Annotated in this window: 17 protein-coding genes; 7 read left to right on the forward strand and 10 right to left on the reverse strand. The window is 60.3% G+C overall.

Translation table 11 applies throughout. From position 1 onward, the window contains the following. Positions 1–104: 104 nt before the first annotated feature. A complete protein-coding gene (gene speB / locus RA29_RS13710; protein WP_039687795.1) occupies positions 105–1,061 on the reverse strand; it encodes an agmatinase in 957 nt (318 codons plus the stop codon). Positions 1,062–1,175: 114 nt separating this feature from the next. Here speB and guaB point away from each other — a divergent pair, with 114 nt between their 5' ends. The 3 genes from guaB (at position 1,176) to RA29_RS13725 (ending at position 6,284) form a co-directional block, all read left to right on the forward strand. Beyond that, entirely contained in the window at positions 1,176–2,624 is a 1,449-nt protein-coding gene (gene guaB, locus RA29_RS13715) for an IMP dehydrogenase (protein WP_039686824.1), read from the forward strand. A 44-nt stretch (positions 2,625–2,668) separates the two neighbouring features. Beyond that, positions 2,669–3,829 (forward strand): SAM-dependent methyltransferase, encoded by a 1,161-nt coding sequence (locus RA29_RS13720; protein ID WP_039686826.1) that lies wholly within the window; start codon positions 2,669–2,671, stop codon positions 3,827–3,829. Between the two features lie 250 nt (positions 3,830–4,079). Beyond that, positions 4,080–6,284, forward strand: coding sequence for an ATP-binding protein (locus RA29_RS13725; RefSeq protein WP_082029540.1), 2,205 nt, complete (start codon positions 4,080–4,082; stop codon positions 6,282–6,284). 9 nt (positions 6,285–6,293) lie between these two features. Here RA29_RS13725 and RA29_RS13730 read toward each other — a convergent pair whose 3' ends face one another. Beyond that, the gene (locus RA29_RS13730) at positions 6,294–6,893 is read right to left on the reverse strand and encodes a hypothetical protein (RefSeq protein ID WP_039686828.1); all 600 of its coding nucleotides are present in this window, start codon (positions 6,891–6,893) and stop codon (positions 6,294–6,296) included. A gap of 195 nt (positions 6,894–7,088) precedes the next feature. On the opposite strand from RA29_RS13730, the gene recA reads away from it, so the two are divergent. From recA to RA29_RS13745, 3 genes are all read left to right on the forward strand, one after another. After that, positions 7,089–8,168, forward strand: coding sequence for a recombinase RecA (gene recA / locus RA29_RS13735; RefSeq protein WP_039687797.1), 1,080 nt, complete (start codon positions 7,089–7,091; stop codon positions 8,166–8,168). 167 nt (positions 8,169–8,335) lie between these two features. After that, positions 8,336–10,990 carry an alanine--tRNA ligase gene (gene alaS, locus RA29_RS13740; protein WP_039687798.1) on the forward strand — a complete coding sequence of 885 codons (2,655 nt, stop codon included), beginning with the start codon at positions 8,336–8,338 and terminating at the stop codon, positions 10,988–10,990. 1 nt (position 10,991) lies between these two features. Further along, positions 10,992–11,279 (forward strand): DUF1330 domain-containing protein, encoded by a 288-nt coding sequence (locus tag RA29_RS13745; RefSeq protein ID WP_039686830.1) that lies wholly within the window; start codon positions 10,992–10,994, stop codon positions 11,277–11,279. Between the two features lie 54 nt (positions 11,280–11,333). Here RA29_RS13745 and typA read toward each other — a convergent pair whose 3' ends face one another. The 3 genes from typA to RA29_RS13760 all read right to left on the reverse strand — a co-directional run bounded on the left by typA (position 11,334) and on the right by RA29_RS13760 (position 14,150). Continuing rightward, positions 11,334–13,151, reverse strand: a complete 1,818-nt coding sequence (gene typA / locus RA29_RS13750; protein WP_039686832.1) for a translational GTPase TypA — start codon at positions 13,149–13,151, stop codon at positions 11,334–11,336. Positions 13,152–13,211: 60 nt separating this feature from the next. Next, entirely contained in the window at positions 13,212–13,547 is a 336-nt protein-coding gene (locus RA29_RS13755) for an SMR family transporter (RefSeq protein WP_039687799.1), read from the reverse strand. Positions 13,548–13,694: 147 nt separating this feature from the next. Next, on the reverse strand, positions 13,695–14,150 hold the full coding sequence (locus RA29_RS13760) for an Lrp/AsnC family transcriptional regulator (protein ID WP_039686834.1): 456 nt from the start codon (positions 14,148–14,150) through the stop codon (positions 13,695–13,697). A gap of 115 nt (positions 14,151–14,265) precedes the next feature. Between RA29_RS13760 and RA29_RS13765 the strand changes: the two genes are divergently transcribed. Further along, positions 14,266–14,475 carry a DUF6356 family protein gene (locus RA29_RS13765; protein ID WP_039686836.1) on the forward strand — a complete coding sequence of 70 codons (210 nt, stop codon included), beginning with the start codon at positions 14,266–14,268 and terminating at the stop codon, positions 14,473–14,475. Here RA29_RS13765 and RA29_RS13770 read toward each other — a convergent pair. The 5 genes from RA29_RS13770 to RA29_RS13790 all read right to left on the reverse strand — a co-directional run bounded on the left by RA29_RS13770 (position 14,472) and on the right by RA29_RS13790 (position 17,972). Continuing rightward, positions 14,472–15,086, reverse strand: a complete 615-nt coding sequence (locus RA29_RS13770; protein ID WP_039687800.1) for a YitT family protein — start codon at positions 15,084–15,086, stop codon at positions 14,472–14,474. The genes RA29_RS13765 and RA29_RS13770 overlap by 4 nt on opposite strands. Before the next feature lie 101 nt (positions 15,087–15,187). Beyond that, positions 15,188–16,402, reverse strand: coding sequence for an NADP-dependent isocitrate dehydrogenase (locus RA29_RS13775; RefSeq protein WP_039686838.1), 1,215 nt, complete (start codon positions 16,400–16,402; stop codon positions 15,188–15,190). Positions 16,403–16,502: 100 nt separating this feature from the next. Beyond that, the gene (locus tag RA29_RS13780; RefSeq protein ID WP_039686840.1) at positions 16,503–17,081 is read right to left on the reverse strand and encodes an HD domain-containing protein; all 579 of its coding nucleotides are present in this window, start codon (positions 17,079–17,081) and stop codon (positions 16,503–16,505) included. Further along, the gene (locus RA29_RS13785) at positions 17,078–17,317 is read right to left on the reverse strand and encodes a hypothetical protein (RefSeq protein ID WP_039686842.1); all 240 of its coding nucleotides are present in this window, start codon (positions 17,315–17,317) and stop codon (positions 17,078–17,080) included. The genes RA29_RS13780 and RA29_RS13785 overlap by 4 nt, the downstream gene beginning before the upstream one ends. 1 nt (position 17,318) lies before the next feature. After that, a complete protein-coding gene (locus tag RA29_RS13790; protein ID WP_039686844.1) occupies positions 17,319–17,972 on the reverse strand; it encodes an alpha/beta hydrolase in 654 nt (217 codons plus the stop codon). Positions 17,973–18,057: the final 85 nt, after the last annotated feature.

An 18,057-nucleotide genomic window follows, 5' to 3' on the forward strand; every position in this document is an offset into this window, starting at 1 on the left:
AAACGACATGAGCCGTTCACATGGCGGCAGATTACCCCTTTCTTCTGGCTTAAAATACCTCGGGGGTGAGGCGCATCGCGCCGAGGGGGCTGGCCCCCTGCACCCTATCCGTCGACGCGGGCGTGGAAGATAAAGCCCAACAGGTTCATCAGCACCTGCGCACCCAGAATGGCGGTTGATCCTGTCGGATCGTAGTCGGGTGCCACCTCGACCAGATCAATGCCCACGACCTCATGCCGCCTGGCCGCCGCTTGAAGCATCTCAAGCACGTCGTAGTAAAGAAACCCGCCGTGGCTGGGCGTGCCTGTGCCGGGCGCAATCGAGGGGCAGAAGGCGTCGATGTCGATGGTGATGTAAAGCCGTGCACCTGCCGGGATGCGGTCGATCACGCCCTGGGGGCCAAGGGCGCGGGCCTGCCGCACCGACAGGATGTCGGAGCCCATGGCGCGGGCGTCGTCGTAGCCTTCCTTGGCCGTGGAGCTGACATTGCGGATGCCGACTTGGGTGAGCCCATTGACGTAACCCAGCTCTGCGGCCCGCCGCATCGGGTTGCCGTGGCCGTGCCGGACGCCGTGCCGTTCGTCGACAAAGTCGAGATGTGCGTCGATTTGCAGGACGTGGATGTCGCCTTGGCTGTCGAAGGCGCGAATGCACGGAATATTCACGGAATGATCGCCACCTATGGTGACGGGCAGGGCACCGGCGGCGAGGGCCGCACGCACGCCCGTTTCGATGTTGGCGTGCGACCCTTCGGTGTCTGTGTGGATGATGTCGGCGTCGCCCATATCGACGATTCGCACGCTTTCCGGCAGGTAGGTGGCGTCATCCTCATGATCGTAAGCGCCTGCGTGGCCAAAGCTGAACAGCGTCGACGCTTCGCGCACCGCGCGCGGCCCGAACCGTGCGCCCGAGCGCCATTGCGTGCCTGCGTCAAAGGGTGCGCCGAGGATGGCGACATCGGCTTCGATGTTGTTCCAATCTTCGACATAGGGCCTCTTGCCAAAGGTCGAGATGCCCACGAAGGGCAGGTTCAGGCGGCCGGTGTCGTAGCTGTTCGTCATGGGCGCACTCTGCGCAGCGCCATCACCACGCGCAAGCCACCCATTTGCCCCTTTCCATTTTTGCGGACCCGTGAAATAGGGAAGCGTCAAACGAACCCTCCCAAGGAGAGACCCATGGAGATTCGCGAGGCGCTCACCTTCGATGATGTTCTTTTGGTTCCGGCCGCGTCCAACGTGCTGCCCACGACCGCCGATACTCGCACGCGGGTGACCCGCAGCATTGCGCTGAACATCCCGCTGCTCAGCTCTGCCATGGACACGGTGACAGAGGGGCGTATGGCGATTGCCATGGCGCAGGCGGGCGGCATGGGCGTCGTGCATCGCAACCTCGATATCGAGGCGCAGGCGCAGGAAGTGCGGCGGGTGAAGCGGTTTGAAAGTGGGATCGTTTACAACCCGATTACCCTCAGCGCCGATCAGACCCTTGCTGATGCGCGTGAACTGTCTGATCTTTATGGCTTTTCCGGCTTCCCGGTGGTCGATGAGAACCGCCGCGTCGTTGGGATCGTGACAAACCGCGACATGCGGTTTGCCGAGAATGACAAGACGCCCGTGTCGGTGATGATGACGACCAAGGACCTCGCGATCCTGCACGAGCCTGCCGACCGCGATGAGGCAATCAGCTTAATGAAGGCGCGCCGGATCGAGAAGCTGCTTGTTACAGATGCCGATGGCAAGTTGACCGGGCTCTTGACGTTGAAGGACACGGAAAAGGCTGTGCTGAACCCTACGGCCTGCAAGGACGATCTGGGCCGTTTGCGTGTTGCGGCGGCCTCGACTGTGGGCGATGCGGGATTTGAGCGGTCGGAGGCGCTGGTGGATGCGGGCGTCGATATGATCGTGATCGACACAGCGCACGGGCATTCCGAAGGCGTGGCCGAGGCCGTCCGCCGGGCCAAGAACCTGTCCAATGAAGTGCAGATCGTGGCGGGCAACGTCGCGACAGGTGAGGCGACGCGAGCGCTGATCGACGCGGGTGCGGATGCTGTGAAGGTGGGTATCGGTCCCGGTTCCATTTGCACCACGCGCATGGTCGCTGGTGTTGGCGTGCCTCAACTCACTGCGATCATGGATTGCGCCGCTGCTGCGGGTGACATTCCGGTGATTGCTGATGGCGGCATCAAGTTTTCCGGCGATTTCGCGAAGGCCATCGCGGCCGGTGCGTCCTGCGCCATGGTCGGCAGTATGATCGCCGGTACCGACGAGTCCCCCGGTGAGGTGATCCTGTACCAAGGGCGCAGCTTCAAATCCTATCGCGGCATGGGCTCGCTTGGTGCCATGGCACGCGGGTCTGCCGACCGCTACTTCCAGAAAGATGCCGCCAGCGACAAACTGGTGCCCGAGGGGATCGAGGGGCAGGTGCCCTACAAAGGCTCCGCCGGGGCGGTCATCCATCAACTGGTCGGCGGTCTGCGTGCAGCCATGGGCTACACCGGTTGCGCCACAGTGGATGAGATGCGCAGCAATTGCAGTTTTGTGAAGATCACCGGGGCGGGCCTCAAGGAAAGCCATGTGCATGACGTGCAAATCACGCGCGAGTCTCCGAACTATCGAATTATGTGACTTTGCATGAGGTTGCGTGGCATTTTTAAAGTCTTGTTAGTGCCATGAAACCCGGTGCGCGCGTGGCTGCAGCTATTGAAATACTGGATGCAATTGCCGATGGCCAGGCCGCAGAACAAGCCCTGAGCCGGTGGGCGCGGGCCAGTAGGTTTGCCGGATCCAAGGACCGGGCGGCGGTGCGCGATCATGTCTTTGACGTCTTGCGCCACTGGCGGAGCGATGCAGCACGTGGCGGGGCGCAGACAGGTCGTGCGCGCATGATTGGCCGGTTGCGGGCGCAGGAGATTGATCCTGACAAGGTTTTTGACGGTCAAGGCCACGCACCGGCCCCTCTTTCGGACACCGAACGCGCCATGGGGGAGGCACCGAGCACACGCGGCGAGGCATGGGATCTGCCCGATTGGCTGGCTCCCGTTTTTGAAGAGAGCCTGGGCGCTGCGGCAGAGGAAACGGCCCTGGCCTTGACAGGCCGCGCGCCTGTGACACTGCGTATCAATACTGCGACGTCAGCGCCGGATGCCGTGCGTTCCGAGCTGCTGCAAGACGACATCGAGGTCGTTGCCAATCCACGCGCTGACACGGCCCTGACGGTCGTTGAGGGGGCGAGGCGTGTAAGGAACAGCAGTGCGTATCGAGAGGGGCGTATCGAAATCCAGGACGCCGCAAGTCAGGCTGCGGTGTTGGGGCTCGGGCGCGTCGGGCGCGCGCTGGATTTGTGCGCTGGCGGTGGGGGCAAGGCTCTTGCACTGGCCGCGCAGGGTTGGTCTGTGACTGCGAGTGACATTGATGCCAAACGGATGAAAGACCTGCCCGCCCGTGCCGAACGCGGGCAGCACGAGATCGAGATATGCCCGGCAGATCAGGTGGAGACCGTTGCGCCTTTTGATCTAGTATTCGTCGATGCGCCGTGTTCCGGATCGGGCACCTGGCGGCGCACGCCGGAAGCGAAATGGGCGCTGACGTCTGAACGGCTTGCAGAATTGGTCAGGATACAGCGAGAAGTTGTTGCCAAGGCTGCGCGGCTGGTCGCCCCGGGTGGGACGCTGGTTTACGCGACGTGCTCTGTTTTTGATTGCGAAAATAGCGATCAAGTACAGTGGTTTGTCGGACAAAATTCAAGCTTTGATATGTGCTCTGAAACGTCATGGCCTGTGGATGGCTGGGGTGATGGCTTTTACAGGGCGCTCTTGACGCATGCCGGTTGAACGGGCTTAACTCAACCTCAGGTTTATTAATGCGTGGTTTTTGCGCATCTCTGGTAGCATTCGGAGTGCATGCAAGACGCCGATTAAGAGCCGATTAACCGTTATCCGCGCAAATGGGCGGAACGAATCGTTACAGGTGAGGTGTCTGGTGCCGGACAGCGTGCAACCATCCTTCAGCTTGATCCGCCCGAGGCAGAACGGGGCGCACCGGTCTGTCAGCCTTTTGGCTGCGTCCGCCCTTTTGGGTGTCATGGGCGTGTTGGCGCCCGAGCGTCTGATCCAGTTGGGCCTGTTGGCGGCGGCGTTCACTTTCCTTGTCTTTGGTGTGTTCATACTGGTATCGGCACGTCGGAAAGAAACGCAGAAGGGCGCGGCCCTATCGAATATCGGTGCATTTATCGAAAAAGACGCCTCGCCAAGCTTTGTCTGTACCACGGATGGAGAGGTCTTGCGGGCCAATGCAGCGGCGCGGCAGGCCTATGCCACGCGGCGCGGCGAAACGCTGGCGGGCACGCTGCGCAATACGTTTGCGAATCCGGGCGGGATCCTGTTTCGCCTCAAGAACCAGGCGGCCGTTGAGGGCGCCGCGCGCGAAGATATCGTGACCCGCAGGGGACATATGCGCCTTGCGGTGCACCACATGGACGATGACACGCTTTTGTGGCGGCTTGAGGCGGCACCGGATACCGGACAGGGGCGCGGTGCCGATGGCCCGGGCTTGCCGATGCTGATGGTCGGTCGAACAGGTGCAATCCTGTACATGAACGAAGGTGCGCGCAAACTGATTGGCGCACGTGTCAAAACGCTGGAAGCGGTTTTTGACAGGCCGCAGGTGGCGTCAGGTGCTATCAGCGCTGTGTCCACCAGTGAGGGCAGTATAGACGTGCTCGTCACAAAGATCGACGCAGGCGCGGGCCGGCAGGCCTATTACCTGCTGCCACCACCGGAAGAAACGCCGCAAGCGACCGGCAGTTGGGCCTCTTTCGAGGATTTGCCCGTGCCGCTGGTCCGTTTTTCACCGGATGGTGATGTGCGCAGCTTCAACCGCAGTGCGGCTGATCTGATCGGTCCGGCACTGGCGACGGGTGAACATATTTCCGATCTTATGGCCGGTCTGGGACGTCCCATTGCCGATTGGCTTGAGGAAACGGTATCCGACCGAGCGGTGCAACAGTCGGAATTCCTGCGGCTGACACGCGGTGACAAGGAAATGTTCGTGCAGGTGGCGCTGAACCGGATGCAGGACGATGGAGAGACATCTGTCATTGCGGTGTTTGCCGACGCCACCGAACTCAAGACGCTGGAAGCCCAGTTTGTGCAAAGTCAAAAAATGCAGGCAATCGGGCAGCTTGCGGGTGGTGTTGCACATGATTTCAACAACTTGCTCACCGCTATTTCGGGCCATTGTGACCTGCTGTTGTTGCGTCATGACCAAGGTGACCCGGACTACAGCGATCTTGTCCAGATCAACCAGAACGCCAACCGCGCGGCGGCGCTGGTCGGGCAGTTGCTTGCCTTTTCCCGCAAACAGACCCTGCGCCCCGAAGAGCTTGATCTGCGGGATACGATGTCTGACCTGACGCATTTGCTGAACAGGCTTGTGGGCGAAAAGGTGACGTTGACGCTCTCGCACGATCCGATCCTGAAGCCGATCCGGGCCGACAAGCGCCAGCTGGAACAGGTGCTGATGAACCTTGTGGTGAACGCACGGGATGCCATGCCCGATGGCGGCGAAATCCAGATCCAGACCGAAAGCATGACCCTGACCGAACCGCTTGAGCGGGATCGGGTGAACGTGCCTGCGGGCGAATACATCTGCCTGCGTGTCGTGGATCAGGGTGTCGGCATTTCCTCGGATAAGCTGCAAAAAGTGTTTGAGCCGTTTTACACCACCAAGAAGACCGGTGAAGGGACGGGACTGGGCCTCTCCACCGCTTACGGTATCGTCAAGCAGACGGGCGGTTTCATCTTTGTCGACAGTACTTTGGGGCAGGGGACGTGCTTTTCCATCATCTTCCCTGTGCTCGAAGTGCCTGCGCCCAAGGTTCATGCGCCAAAAGTGCCAGAAAAACGTGCCGAACCCAAACATGGCGACGGTGTGATCCTGCTTGTTGAGGATGAGGCACCGGTGCGCGCCTTTGCGAGCCGCGCGTTGCGCCTGCGAGGGTATACGGTTCTTGAGGCGGATTCGGCAGAGGCCGCGCTCAAGACGCTTGAGGATGCGACGCTGAATGTGGACCTGTTCGTGACGGATGTGGTGATGCCGGGCAAGGATGGTCCGTCTTGGGTGCGCGAAGCGCTGCAGGACCGTCCGGATGTCCGTGTGGTTTTCGTGTCAGGCTACGCCGAAGACCGGTTGAGCGATCAGCAGCGCGAAATCCCCAACTCCGTGTTCCTGCCCAAACCGTTCTCCCTGAACGATCTGGCTGAGACTGTGCATCAGCAACTGCACTGAACGCTGCCGTCAGTCGGTCGGAATACTGTCGTACAGAGCGAATTCGTCAGAGAATTTGCGGCGGAAGCGTCGTTCGACATCCGCGGATAACTCGACCGACCGTGTGGGCGAGACGTTTTCCCGACCGAGATTGAATGTCACACCCAGACGTTCGGTCAGGAAAGATTGGAGCCGGTCCTGGTCCTCGTAGCGGAACAGGTGCGTGACGCCGGTGCCATTGGGTTGGCGCTCAAGAAACTTGAGTTGGCTGCCCACATTGGCAAAGCCCGGTCGCTGCCCTTTCATATAAGCCAGTACAAAATCATCGAAACTGATGTCGTGGGTGGCGTTTGGTTTTCCCTCCATGAAGGGCCGCTGACGATACCGCCACCAGCTGCCCAGCCAACTGATCGGCTCACGCATCACGGCCATCACCTCAAGCTCGATATTGCAGACTTTTTCGAACATCGGTCGGATGAAGCGGTTGTAGCGATAGACTGGCGCGTGTTTGAGGTCCGGCGGCTCTGAAATAACGAGATCCGCGTGCGGACGCAGGGCCGTTTCATAGGCCGACGTGCCGGTTTTGGGCACCGACAGGAAGGCCAGCCTGGCCTTGTAGAAAACCATCATATCCTGCCCCGATCATTTTTTTGTCGTGCCATTGGCGCGTAAACTACTCCTTAACCCCTCACGGCAAAAGGTGGGCGTGTAGAAATTTATTGAAATGTTCCCGATTTGATCTCATAAGGAACGTAAGGGGAACATCGACGCAGCTGCGGCAGTGATTGCCGCCCCCCGGCGGGTATGACACAAAGGACCAAAGCAATGGCAACGGCAGACCTTTTGACCATGACAGACAAGAAATCGGCAGACAAACAAAAGGCGCTCGACAGCGCGCTGGCCCAGATCGAACGGCAGTTCGGCAAAGGCTCGATCATGAAGCTGGGCGATGAGAACGCCATTCAGGATATCAAGGCCAGCTCGACCGGGTCGCTGGGTCTGGATATCGCGCTTGGCATTGGCGGGCTGCCGATGGGCCGGATCGTGGAGATCTATGGTCCTGAATCTTCTGGTAAAACCACGCTGACCCTGCATTGCGTGGCTGAACAGCAGAAGGCGGGAGGGGTGTGCGCCTTTGTCGATGCAGAACACGCGCTTGATCCGCAATATGCACGCAAGCTGGGCGTGAACCTGGATGAGTTGCTGATTTCGCAGCCCGACACCGGTGAGCAGGCCCTTGAGATTACGGACACGCTCGTGCGGTCCGGTGCGGTGAACATGGTCATCGTCGACTCGGTTGCGGCGCTCACGCCGAAATCCGAGCTTGAGGGCGACATGGGTGATTCCAGCGTGGGCGTGCAGGCTCGTCTGATGAGCCAGGCGATGCGCAAGCTGACCGGTTCGATCAGCCGTTCGAACTGCATGGTGATCTTCATCAACCAGATCCGGATGAAGATCGGCGTCATGTTTGGCTCGCCCGAGACGACCACCGGTGGCAACGCGCTGAAGTTTTATTCCTCCGTCCGCCTCGACATCCGCCGCATCGGTGCGCTGAAAGACCGTGACGAGGTTGTCGGCAACGCCACGCGCGTGAAGGTCGTGAAGAACAAGGTGGCACCGCCGTTCAAGCAGGTGGAATTCGACATCATGTATGGCGAAGGCATCTCGAAAATGGGCGAGCTGCTGGATCTGGGTGTCAAGGCGGGCGTCGTTGAAAAGTCTGGGTCTTGGTTCAGCTATGGCGATGAACGGATCGGGCAGGGACGTGAGAATGCCAAGACCTTCCTGAAGGAAAACAGCCGCATCGCACTGGATATCGAGGACAAGATCCGCGCCGCGCACGGACTTGATTTCGACATGCCCAAACATGAACAGACCGAAGATGACGATATCCTCGAGGCCTGACCGGTCGGGCACGGGGGACTAGGCCCAAAACGTCCCTGGCGCATCAGACGTGATGCGGACATATCCGGGACGGGGTGTCGCGACGGCGGCGCCCCGTTTCGTTTGTGGACACCGCCGCGGCGCAGCGCTATGTCAGTGCGACCAATCAGACGCCCGGACCCAAGCTCATGCAATCGCTCAACGACATCCGCTCCACCTTTCTGAATTACTTTGAAAAACAAGGGCATGCGGTTGTGCCCTCCAGCCCGCTGGTGCCGCGCAACGACCCGACGCTGATGTTCGTCAACTCAGGGATGGTGCAGTTCAAGAACCTGTTCACAGGCCTTGAGAAACGCGACTACACCCGCGCAACCACGGCGCAGAAATGTGTACGGGCAGGCGGCAAACACAATGACCTCGACAATGTGGGCTACACAGCGCGTCACCACACGTTTTTCGAGATGCTGGGGAATTTCAGCTTTGGCGACTACTTCAAGCATGAGGCGATCCCCTTTGCGTGGAACCTGATCACCGGTGAGTTCGGTATTCCGAAGGATCGGCTGTATGTCACCGTCTACCACACGGATGACGAGGCGTTCGAGATTTGGAAGAAGGTTGGCGTGCCGGAGGATCGGATCATCCGCATCGCGACGTCCGACAACTTCTGGCAGATGGGACCGACAGGGCCCTGCGGTCCGTGCACCGAGATTTTCTATGACCATGGCGATCATATCTGGGGCGGCCCTCCGGGATCGCCCGAAGAGGATGGCGACCGGTTCATCGAGATCTGGAACATCGTTTTCATGCAGAACGAGCAGTTCGAGGACGGCTCGATGGTCGACCTGGATATGCAGTCCATCGACACTGGCATGGGGCTGGAGCGGATCGGCGCGCTGCTACAGGGCAGCCACGACAACTATGACACTGATCTTTTCAAGTCGCTGATCGAGGCGTCAGCAGATGCGACGGGCGTCGATCCTTACGGTGATCAAAATGTGCATCACCGGGTGATTGCGGATCACCTGCGCTCGACCTCGTTTCTAATTGCGGATGGGGTGATGCCGTCGAATGACGGGCGTGGGTATGTGCTGCGCCGGATTATGCGACGGGCCATGCGTCATGCGCATTTGCTGGGGGCGAAGGATCCGGTCATGTACCGGCTGGTTCCTGCGCTGGTGCAGCAGATGGGCGCGGCTTACCCGGAATTGGGGCAGGCACAGGCGCTGATCACGGAGACGCTGCAGGCCGAGGAAACCCGGTTCAAACAAACGCTGGACCGAGGTCTGAAGCTGCTTGATGACGAGGTGGCCGGGCTGGGTGATGGCGCGGATTTGCCCGGTGAGGCGGCGTTCAAGCTTTATGACACTTACGGTTTCCCGCTGGATCTGACGCAGGATGCGTTGCGTGAGAAGGGACTTGGCGTCGATAGGGACGGGTTCGACGCGGCGATGGCCGAGCAGAAGGCGAAGGCGCGCGCGGCGTGGTCAGGCTCCGGCGAAGCGGCGGATGCGACCGTGTGGTTTGATGTGGCTGAGGCCAATGGCACAACCGAGTTTCTGGGCTATAACAGCGAAACGGCTGAAGGCCAGATCGTGGCGCTTATAGTCGAAGGGGCGCAGGCTGACAGCGCGGGTGAAGGCGCGAAGGTTCAGATTGCGCTGAACCAGACGCCCTTCTACGCCGAAAGCGGTGGTCAGGTAGGCGATACCGGCATCATCCGCACCGAGAGTGGTGAAGCGCGGGTGACCGATACGCGCAAGACGGCGGATGTATTTGTACACGTCGCTGAAGTCACAAAGGGAAGTATTTTCAAAGGAGAAGCGGCTGTTCTTGAAGTTGATCACGCGCGCCGCACAAACATCCGGGCGAACCACTCGGCGACGCACTTGTTGCACGAAGCGCTGCGCGAGGCGTTGGGGGATCACGTCGCCCAACGCGGGTCGTTCAATGCACCGGATCGGCTGCGCTTTGACTTCAGCCATGGCAAGGCGTTGAGCCTTGAGGAACTGAATATGATTGAGGCCGAAGTGAACGCCTATATTCGCCAGAACGCGCCGGTGGATACACGGATCATGACCCCGGACGATGCGCGCGCGCTTGGTGCGCAGGCGCTGTTTGGTGAGAAATACGGTGATGAGGTGCGCGTGGTGTCCATGGGCACCCAGGCAGGTTCGGGCAAGGGCACGGGTGGCGATACCTACTCGCTGGAACTGTGCGGTGGCACACATGTGCGGCAGACGGGCGATATTGGAGCCTTTGTCACGCTGGGCGACAGCGCATCGAGCGCCGGTGTGCGCCGGATTGAGGCGCTGACCGGACAGGCGGCAATGGACTATCTGCGCGGACAGGATTACCTGCTGGCCGAGACGGCGACAGAGCTGAAGGCGCAGGCGCAAGACGTACCGGCCCGCGTTAAGGCGCTGATGGATGAACGCAAGGCGTTGGCGGCAGAGGTGGCGCAGCTGCGGCGCGATCTGGCGATGGCGGGCGGCGGTCAGGCCGCGCCCGAGGCTGAGGACGTAAACGGCACGCCCTTCCTTGCCCAAGTGCTGAACGGCGTGACGGGCAAGGACCTGCCCGCGCTTATTGACGAGCACAAGGGGCGCATGGGCTCTGGCGCGATCCTTTTGATCGCCGATGCGGACGGCAAGGTCGCCGTGGCAGCAGGTGTCACGCAAGACAAGACCGACAGCGTCAATGCGGTTGATCTGGTCAAGGCCGCCGTGGTCGAGTTGGGTGGCAAGGGGGGCGGTGGTCGCCCGGACATGGCGCAGGGTGGCGCCAAGGATGCAAGCAACGCGGACGCCGCCATCGCTGCGGCCAAAGCCGCTATGGGAGGATAAGATGCCAGCACTCTGGATTGCGCATGTCACGGTAACGGACGAAGAGGCATACAAAAAATACGCCGCCGGTGCGACAGTCGCCATAGCTGATCATGGCGGCACGTTCATTGCCCGAGGCGGGCGTTACGTCCAGCTTGAGGGCAAGGACCGTCCGCGCAACGTCGTGGCCCGGTTTCCGGACGTAGAAACGGCAGAGCGTTGCTACCATTCGGACGCATATCAGGCCGCACTCGAACACGCCCGCGGCGCATCCGAGCGCGAGCTTCTGATCGTCGAGACCACGGAATAGGTCTTCTTCTGACTGGAAATACCACGGGGTCCGGGGCAGAGCCCCGGTTCGCCTCTACGACGCCCGCGCCATCCGCTTGCGTTCATGCGGATCAAGATACCGCTTGCGCAGCCGCACCGCATTGGGTGTCACTTCAACCAACTCGTCATCGTCGATATAGGCAATCGCCTCTTCCAGCGACATCGTCACTGGTGTGGTCAGGCGTACGGCTTCGTCCGAACCCGACGCACGCACGTTGGTCAGCTTCTTGCCCTTGAGCGGGTTCACTTCCAGATCGTTGTCACGGCTGTGCTCGCCAATGATCATGCCGGTGTAGACGTCGGCCTGCGCGCCGATGAACATCTTGCCCCGTTCCTCGAGGTTCCATAGGGCGTAAGCCACAGATTGGCCGTTCTCCATCGAGATCAGGACACCCGCGCGACGGCCCGGGATTAGGCCCTTATGCGCAGCCCAACCATGGAAGACGCGGTTCAGCACGCCAGTGCCGCGCGTGTCGGTCAGGAATTCGCCATGATAGCCGATTAGGCCACGGGACGGCACATGGGCCACGATGCGGGTCTTGCCTGCGCCTGCGGGCTTCATCTCGACCAGTTCGCCCTTGCGTGCGCCGGTCAGCTTTTCGATGACCGCGCCCGAGTATTCGTCATCGACGTCGATTGTCGCTTCTTCGATGGGCTCCATCCGCTGGCCGTTTTCTTCCTGGAACAGCACCTGCGGGCGGGAGATCGACAGTTCGAACCCTTCGCGGCGCATGTTTTCGATCAGCACGCCCATCTGAAGTTCGCCACGACCGGCCACTTCGAAGGCTTCGCCGCCCGGCGTGTCGCTGATGCGGATGGCGACGTTCGATTCCGCCTCTTTCATCAGACGGTCACGGATGACGCGGGACTGCACCTTCTTGCCGTCACGGCCCGCAAGCGGGGAGTCGTTGATGCCGAAGGTGACGGTGATGGTAGGCGGGTCGATGGGCTGGGCGGGCAGGGCGTCGGACACCGATGTGGCGACGATGCTGTCGGCCACGGTCGCCTTTGACATCCCTGCCAGCGAAACGATGTCGCCCGCCTCGGCCATGTCGATGGGCTGCTGTTGCAGGCCGCGGAAGGCGAGGATCTTGGTGCAGCGGAAGTTTTCGATGAGCGTGCCGTCGCGAGACAGGGCTTTCACTGTTTCGCCCGGTTTCAGCGTCCCGGACTCGACGCGGCCCGTCAGGATGCGTCCGATGAAGGGGTCGGCGCCCAGAGTTGTCGCCAACATGCGGAAGGGCTCGTCCTTGGCTTCCAGTTGCTTGGGCGCGGGGACGTGGTCGACGATCAGATCGAAGAGAGCGGACAGGTCCGCACGCGGCCCGTCCAGTTCCATATCGGCCCAGCCGGAACGGCCCGAGGCATACATGGCCGGGAAGTCCAGTTGGTCGTCGTCAGCGCCGAGATTTGCGAAGAGGTCAAAGCATTCGTCCAGCGCGCGGTCCGGTTCGGCGTCGGGTTTGTCCACCTTGTTCAGCACAACGATGGGGCGCAGGCCGAGGGCGAGCGCCTTGGATGTGACGAACTTTGTCTGCGGCATCGGCCCTTCGGCCGCGTCCACCAGCAGTACAACGCCATCGACCATGGACAGGATGCGCTCCACCTCACCGCCGAAATCGGCGTGGCCGGGTGTGTCCACGATGTTGATGCGGGTACCTTTCCATTCGACCGATGTCGCCTTGGCCAGAATGGTGATCCCACGCTCGCGCTCCAGGTCGTTGCTGTCCATGGCCCGTTCGGTCGTGGCCTGGTTGTCGCGGAAGGTGCCCGACTGTTTCAGCAGCTCGTCCACCAATGTGGTCTTGCCGTGGTCGACGTGGGCGATGATGGCGATGTTGCGCAGATCCATAGAACGGGCCTCATGAGTTGTTGCCCGGCCCATATAGCGCCGCAGTGCAGAATGAAAGGTCTAGTGTGTCGCGGTGTTTGAGAAGAGCTGAATGACCACGATACCCCCGATGATCATGGCAAGGCCCACCACCGCGGGCAGGTCAAGCCGCTGACCAAAGACCGTAAAGCCGATAAGCGCGATCAGAACGATCCCCAGCCCTGACCAAAGCGCGTAGGCGATACCGACGGGGATGTATTTCAGAGCGATGCCCAGAAAGTAGAAGGCAACCCCGTAGGCTGCGACCACCAGCATGGTCGGTGCGACCCGCGTGAACTGGTTGCTGGCCTGCAACGCGGTCGTGCCGATGGTTTCCGCGGCGACGGCCACGATCAGGTAGATGTAGTGCAGAGGCATGAGATCACCGTTGGACAAGGACGCCCGACCATGTCGGTGGGCATCCCCAAGGCTGTCAAGCGGCGAAGACCTTGTGCCGTCAACAATGCACTTGTTCCAGCCAACGGGCTTGGACTGACAGTCTTTCGCGATCATCGTCACATGACGTCAAAGTGGCAGGGCGGTGCTGTCCTTGATCTCTTCCATCACGAAACTGGCCGATACGTCGGCGATGGGCACTTGTTCTATCAGCTGCTGATACAGCGCATCGTACCCATCCATATCCGGCACTCGGGCGCGGATCAGATAGTCGAGATCGCCAGTCATTCTGTATACGCTGAGTATCCCAGGAATGACACAGGTTGCACGGTTGAATTTGGCCTGCCATTCCGGGTCGTGACTATGTGTCCTGACCTGCATGAAAACCATCAGGCCCAGGCCCACGGCCTTGGCATCCACAAGAGCCACACGGGAGGTAATGGCCCCCGACTCCTCGAGCGCCTTCACCCGACGCCAGCACGCATTCCGGCTCAGGCCAACATCGGCCCCGAGCGTTTCAAGCGACTGTCCGGCATCCCGCTGCAGCGCATTCATAATTTTTACGTCGATCGCATCAAACGTCATCTTACTTCTCCGAACGATGGGAGTATTTTACATAAAAACTGCTCAACTCAGAAAGATTTGGGAACATGTACCACGCTTCGCGCCGTACGTTCATGTCAGATAAGCACGAGGTCCCATGATTACACGTATCTTTCTGAACCATCCGCGCAGCGTAGACGAGAGCTACGCGCAACATGCCGTTTTTGCGGGCGGATTCGCGCTAAGGTTGCTGTTGGCTGGGGGCGCTGCTGCGGTCCATGCCGTCATTCCCTGCCTGTTTGAAAAGACGGCAAGCCGAATGATCGCCGACATGTATGCACGCACCCACAACAGGGGTCAGAACTAGGTCGCGATATAGCGGTCGCGGCGGTGGTTGAAGGTGATGATCATATTCAAAATGACTGCGCCGAGGAGGGACCATGCCACCACGCCAAGCGGAAACAGCAGCGCTGCTATCGCAAAGATCACCGCGTCCGACAGAAGCTGAACATACCCGGCCTTGAACCCGGTGGTGTCCTGCACGAGCAGGGCAATCACGCCCAGACCACCCAGCGATCCGTTGTGCCGGAACATGGCCAACAGGCCGGTGCCCACCGCCGCGCCAAAGATCACTGTGCCCATCGCGGGGTGCAGGCTGTCGATCGTGAAGCCCAGCGGCAAAAGGTCGGTCAGCAATGACAGCGCTGTGACCGAGATCAGGGACTTTACAGTGAATTCCAACCCCAGCCGTTTGTAGGCGAGCGCATAGAACGGCAGGTTAATGACAAAGAAGACGGCTCCGAAGGACCAGCCGGACAGGTAGCTGATAGTGACCGCAATGCCTGCCGTCTGACCGGTGATCAGCCCCGCATGGGTCAGGAACTGCATGCCAACACTGCACAAGAATACGCCAAGCCCGAGCCCCTGCGCATCGTCGAGCGGCGTGTGCGACGCCTTGGTTTCGTCAATTGTCACCATAGGCGCGGAGTATGGTGACGCTGCGTGCAACGCCAGCCCGGTATCCGCGAAACGGGCCCGCACTGTGCAGGCCCGCATTCAATGCTTGGATTTTGGGCGTGTCAGCCCGCCAAAGCGGCGTTCAGGTTTTCGTCGATCTTTTCAAGAAAGCCCATGGTCGTGAGCCAGCCCTGATCGGGGCCGACCAGCAGTGCGAGGTCTTTGGTCATGTGACCAGCCTCCACCGTTTCGACGATCACACGCTCCAGCGTTTCGGCAAAGTTCTTGAGCGCTGCGTTGCCATCCAGCTTCGCGCGGTGCTTGAGCCCGCCGGTCCAGGCGTAGATCGACGCGATGGAGTTGGTCGAGGTCTGCTCGCCCGCTTGATGCTGGCGGTAGTGGCGGGTGACGGTTCCGTGGGCGGCCTCGGCCTCCACAATCTTGCCATCGGGCGTCATCAGCTGGCTCGTCATCATGCCCAAGCTGCCGAACCCTTGCGCCACTACATCGGACTGCACATCGCCGTCGTAGTTCTTGCAGGCCCAGACGAAACCGCCATTCCACTTGATCGCGCAGGCGACCATGTCGTCGATCAGGCGATGTTCGTACCAGATCTTCTTGGCTTCGAACCGGTCCTTAAACTCAGCGTCATAGACCTCCTGGAAGATCTCCAGGAACCGCCCGTCATATTGCTTGAGGATCGTGTTCTTGGTCGAGAGATACACTGGCCAGCCCAGGTTCAGGCCATAGTTGAAGGACGCGCGCGCGAAGTCGTAGATCGACTTGTCGATGTTATACATCGACATGAACACGCCCGCGCTGTCGGCCTTGTAGACTTCGTGTTCGATCTCGGTCCCGTCCTCGCCCACGAATTTCATGGTCAGCGTGCCGGCGCCGGGGAATTTCATGTCGGTGGCTTTGTATTGATCACCGAAGGCGTGGCGGCCCACCACGATGGGGCGGGTCCAGCCAGGCACAAGGCGTGGCACGTTGCGGCAAATGATCGGCTGGCGGAAGATCACACCGCCCAGGATGTTGCGGATCGTGCCGTTCGGGCTGCGCCACATCTTCTTGAGGCCAAACTCTTCGACCCGCGCCTCATCCGGTGTGATGGTGGCGCATTTCACAGCAACACCGACCTCTTTGGTCTTTTCAGCGGCGTCGATGGTGATCTGGTCTTCGGTCCGGTCGCGTTCCTCGATCCCCAGATCGTAGTAGAGCAAATCAACGTCCAGATATGGTTCGATCAGCTTCTTTTTGATGAAGTCCCACATAATGCGGGTCATCTCGTCCCCGTCCATTTCGACGATGGGGTTCTCTACCTTGATCTTGCTCATGGGGAGGGTCCTTTGCGCACAGGTGTAGCTTGCGCGTCGCTTAGCGCCTTAGGACCGGTTTGGAAAGAGTGTATGCAATGGTATACAAATAAAAAGTGATCTACGAAACCGACGCAAAGAACGCAGCGATGCGTTCGCGGGCATAGGCCCACAAACCGGGCGCTCCGAGTTCGATCTTTGTGCCGACACGGGCAGTGACCATGTCCTCGGTCACGTTGTAGTCGGTCCAGCTGCCACCGCCCGAGGCGAGGTTCAGCATCGGCGGTTGGAACCGGTCGAGCGCACGCGCGAATTGCGCGGTTGGGGTCAGGGCCGCTTCGAACTCCTCCCAGATCGGCCGCAGGGCCGTTGCGATGTCGGTGGGGAGCAGGCCAAAGATGCGGTCGGCTGCTTTCTGTTCCTTGGCTGCGACATCGGCAGCATCGAAGTTTTCGAATATGGGTGTGTCGCCCGCGTCAATCTCGACCAGATCATGCAGGATCAGCATCTTTATAACGCGATTGATGTCCACGTCTGGTCCGGCCTGATCGGCGAGCACTAGCGCATAGAGGGTGAGGTGCCACGAGTGTTCCGCACTGTTCTCAGGCCGGCTGCCGTCTGCCAGGGTCGTTGCGCGGTTGACCGATTTCAGCTTGTCCGCCTCGTTCAGAAAGGCAATCTGCTGGTCGAGCCGTGTCACTCGGGCGCCTGCGCCGCCCGGTGCGCCTTGATCTTCCGAGCCAAAAACCGGCGGCCCTGGTCGTTGGCCATCCGTGTGCGGATCGCTGTCAGGAACGCCTCTTCCAAAGTTTGCGACGACGCGCCCAGCACGTCGCCGACTTCCATGAACAGCCGGTCGTTCCCGATCTCGTTCTGCACGGCAAGGCATTCTTCGGCCAGTTTGTTGGCCATTTCGATGACGACGGGGTCGGCCATGTCAGCGGGTCGTTTCCGTCAGGCGGCGTTTGACATAGTCGGTCGTGTTGCCAATCAGGGTGTCGAGATGCGGCTCTTCAAAGAAGTGACCAGCGCCTTCAACCTGCGTGTGGGTGATCGTGATGCCCTTCTGATCATGCAGCTTGGACACCAGCGATTCCGTGTCTGCAGGCGGGGCTACACGGTCGTTTGTGCCGTTGATGATCAGGCCCGAAGACGGGCAGGGCGCCAGAAACGAAAAGTCGTACATGTTGGCGGGGGGCGAGACGCTGATAAAACCGGTGATTTCGGGCCGCCGCATCAGAAGCTGCATGCCGATCCATGCGCCAAAGCTGAAGCCCGCGACCCAGCAGTGCTTGGAATTGTTGTTCATCGACTGAAGGTAGTCGAGGGCCGAGGCTGCGTCGCTCAGCTCACCAATGCCCTGATCGTACTCACCCTGGCTGCGCCCCACGCCCCGGAAGTTGAAGCGCAAAACGGTAAAGCCCATGTTGAAAAACGCATAGTGCAGCGCGTGCACCACTTTGTGATTCATCGTCCCGCCGAATTGCGGATGCGGATGCAGCACAATTGCGATGGGGGCGTCACGTTCTTTTTGAGGGTGGTAGCGGCCTTCGAGGCGGCCTTCGGGTCCGGGAAAAATGACCTCGGGCATATGCGGTACTGTCCTTGTCGCGTCTTTTCGGCATCCGATTTCTTGACGAAATTGATCGGTTACCTTAGAACGGTTCTAACTTAAG

Origin of the sequence: Tateyamaria sp. ANG-S1, assembly GCF_000814025.1 — a bacterium.
In the GTDB taxonomy this organism is placed as follows: Bacteria; Pseudomonadota; Alphaproteobacteria; order Rhodobacterales; family Rhodobacteraceae; genus Tateyamaria.

Excerpts from the sequence above, each read along its gene's own strand:
- speB (WP_039687795.1), bottom strand. The coding sequence starts at position 1,061 with ATGACGAACAGCTACGACACCGGCCGCCTGAACCTGCCCTTCGTGGGC.
- guaB (WP_039686824.1), top strand. The coding sequence starts at position 1,176 with ATGGAGATTCGCGAGGCGCTCACCTTCGATGATGTTCTTTTGGTTCCG.
- RA29_RS13720 (WP_039686826.1), top strand. The coding sequence starts at position 2,669 with ATGAAACCCGGTGCGCGCGTGGCTGCAGCTATTGAAATACTGGATGCA.
- RA29_RS13725 (WP_082029540.1), top strand. The coding sequence starts at position 4,080 with ATGGGCGTGTTGGCGCCCGAGCGTCTGATCCAGTTGGGCCTGTTGGCG.
- RA29_RS13730 (WP_039686828.1), bottom strand. The coding sequence starts at position 6,893 with ATGATGGTTTTCTACAAGGCCAGGCTGGCCTTCCTGTCGGTGCCCAAA.
- recA (WP_039687797.1), top strand. The coding sequence starts at position 7,089 with ATGGCAACGGCAGACCTTTTGACCATGACAGACAAGAAATCGGCAGAC.
- alaS (WP_039687798.1), top strand. The coding sequence starts at position 8,336 with ATGCAATCGCTCAACGACATCCGCTCCACCTTTCTGAATTACTTTGAA.
- RA29_RS13745 (WP_039686830.1), top strand. The coding sequence starts at position 10,992 with ATGCCAGCACTCTGGATTGCGCATGTCACGGTAACGGACGAAGAGGCA.
- typA (WP_039686832.1), bottom strand. The coding sequence starts at position 13,151 with ATGGATCTGCGCAACATCGCCATCATCGCCCACGTCGACCACGGCAAG.
- RA29_RS13755 (WP_039687799.1), bottom strand. The coding sequence starts at position 13,547 with ATGCCTCTGCACTACATCTACCTGATCGTGGCCGTCGCCGCGGAAACC.
- RA29_RS13760 (WP_039686834.1), bottom strand. The coding sequence starts at position 14,150 with ATGACGTTTGATGCGATCGACGTAAAAATTATGAATGCGCTGCAGCGG.
- RA29_RS13765 (WP_039686836.1), top strand. The coding sequence starts at position 14,266 with ATGATTACACGTATCTTTCTGAACCATCCGCGCAGCGTAGACGAGAGC.
- RA29_RS13770 (WP_039687800.1), bottom strand. The coding sequence starts at position 15,086 with ATGGTGACAATTGACGAAACCAAGGCGTCGCACACGCCGCTCGACGAT.
- RA29_RS13775 (WP_039686838.1), bottom strand. The coding sequence starts at position 16,402 with ATGAGCAAGATCAAGGTAGAGAACCCCATCGTCGAAATGGACGGGGAC.
- RA29_RS13785 (WP_039686842.1), bottom strand. The coding sequence starts at position 17,317 with ATGGCCGACCCCGTCGTCATCGAAATGGCCAACAAACTGGCCGAAGAA.
- RA29_RS13790 (WP_039686844.1), bottom strand. The coding sequence starts at position 17,972 with ATGCCCGAGGTCATTTTTCCCGGACCCGAAGGCCGCCTCGAAGGCCGC.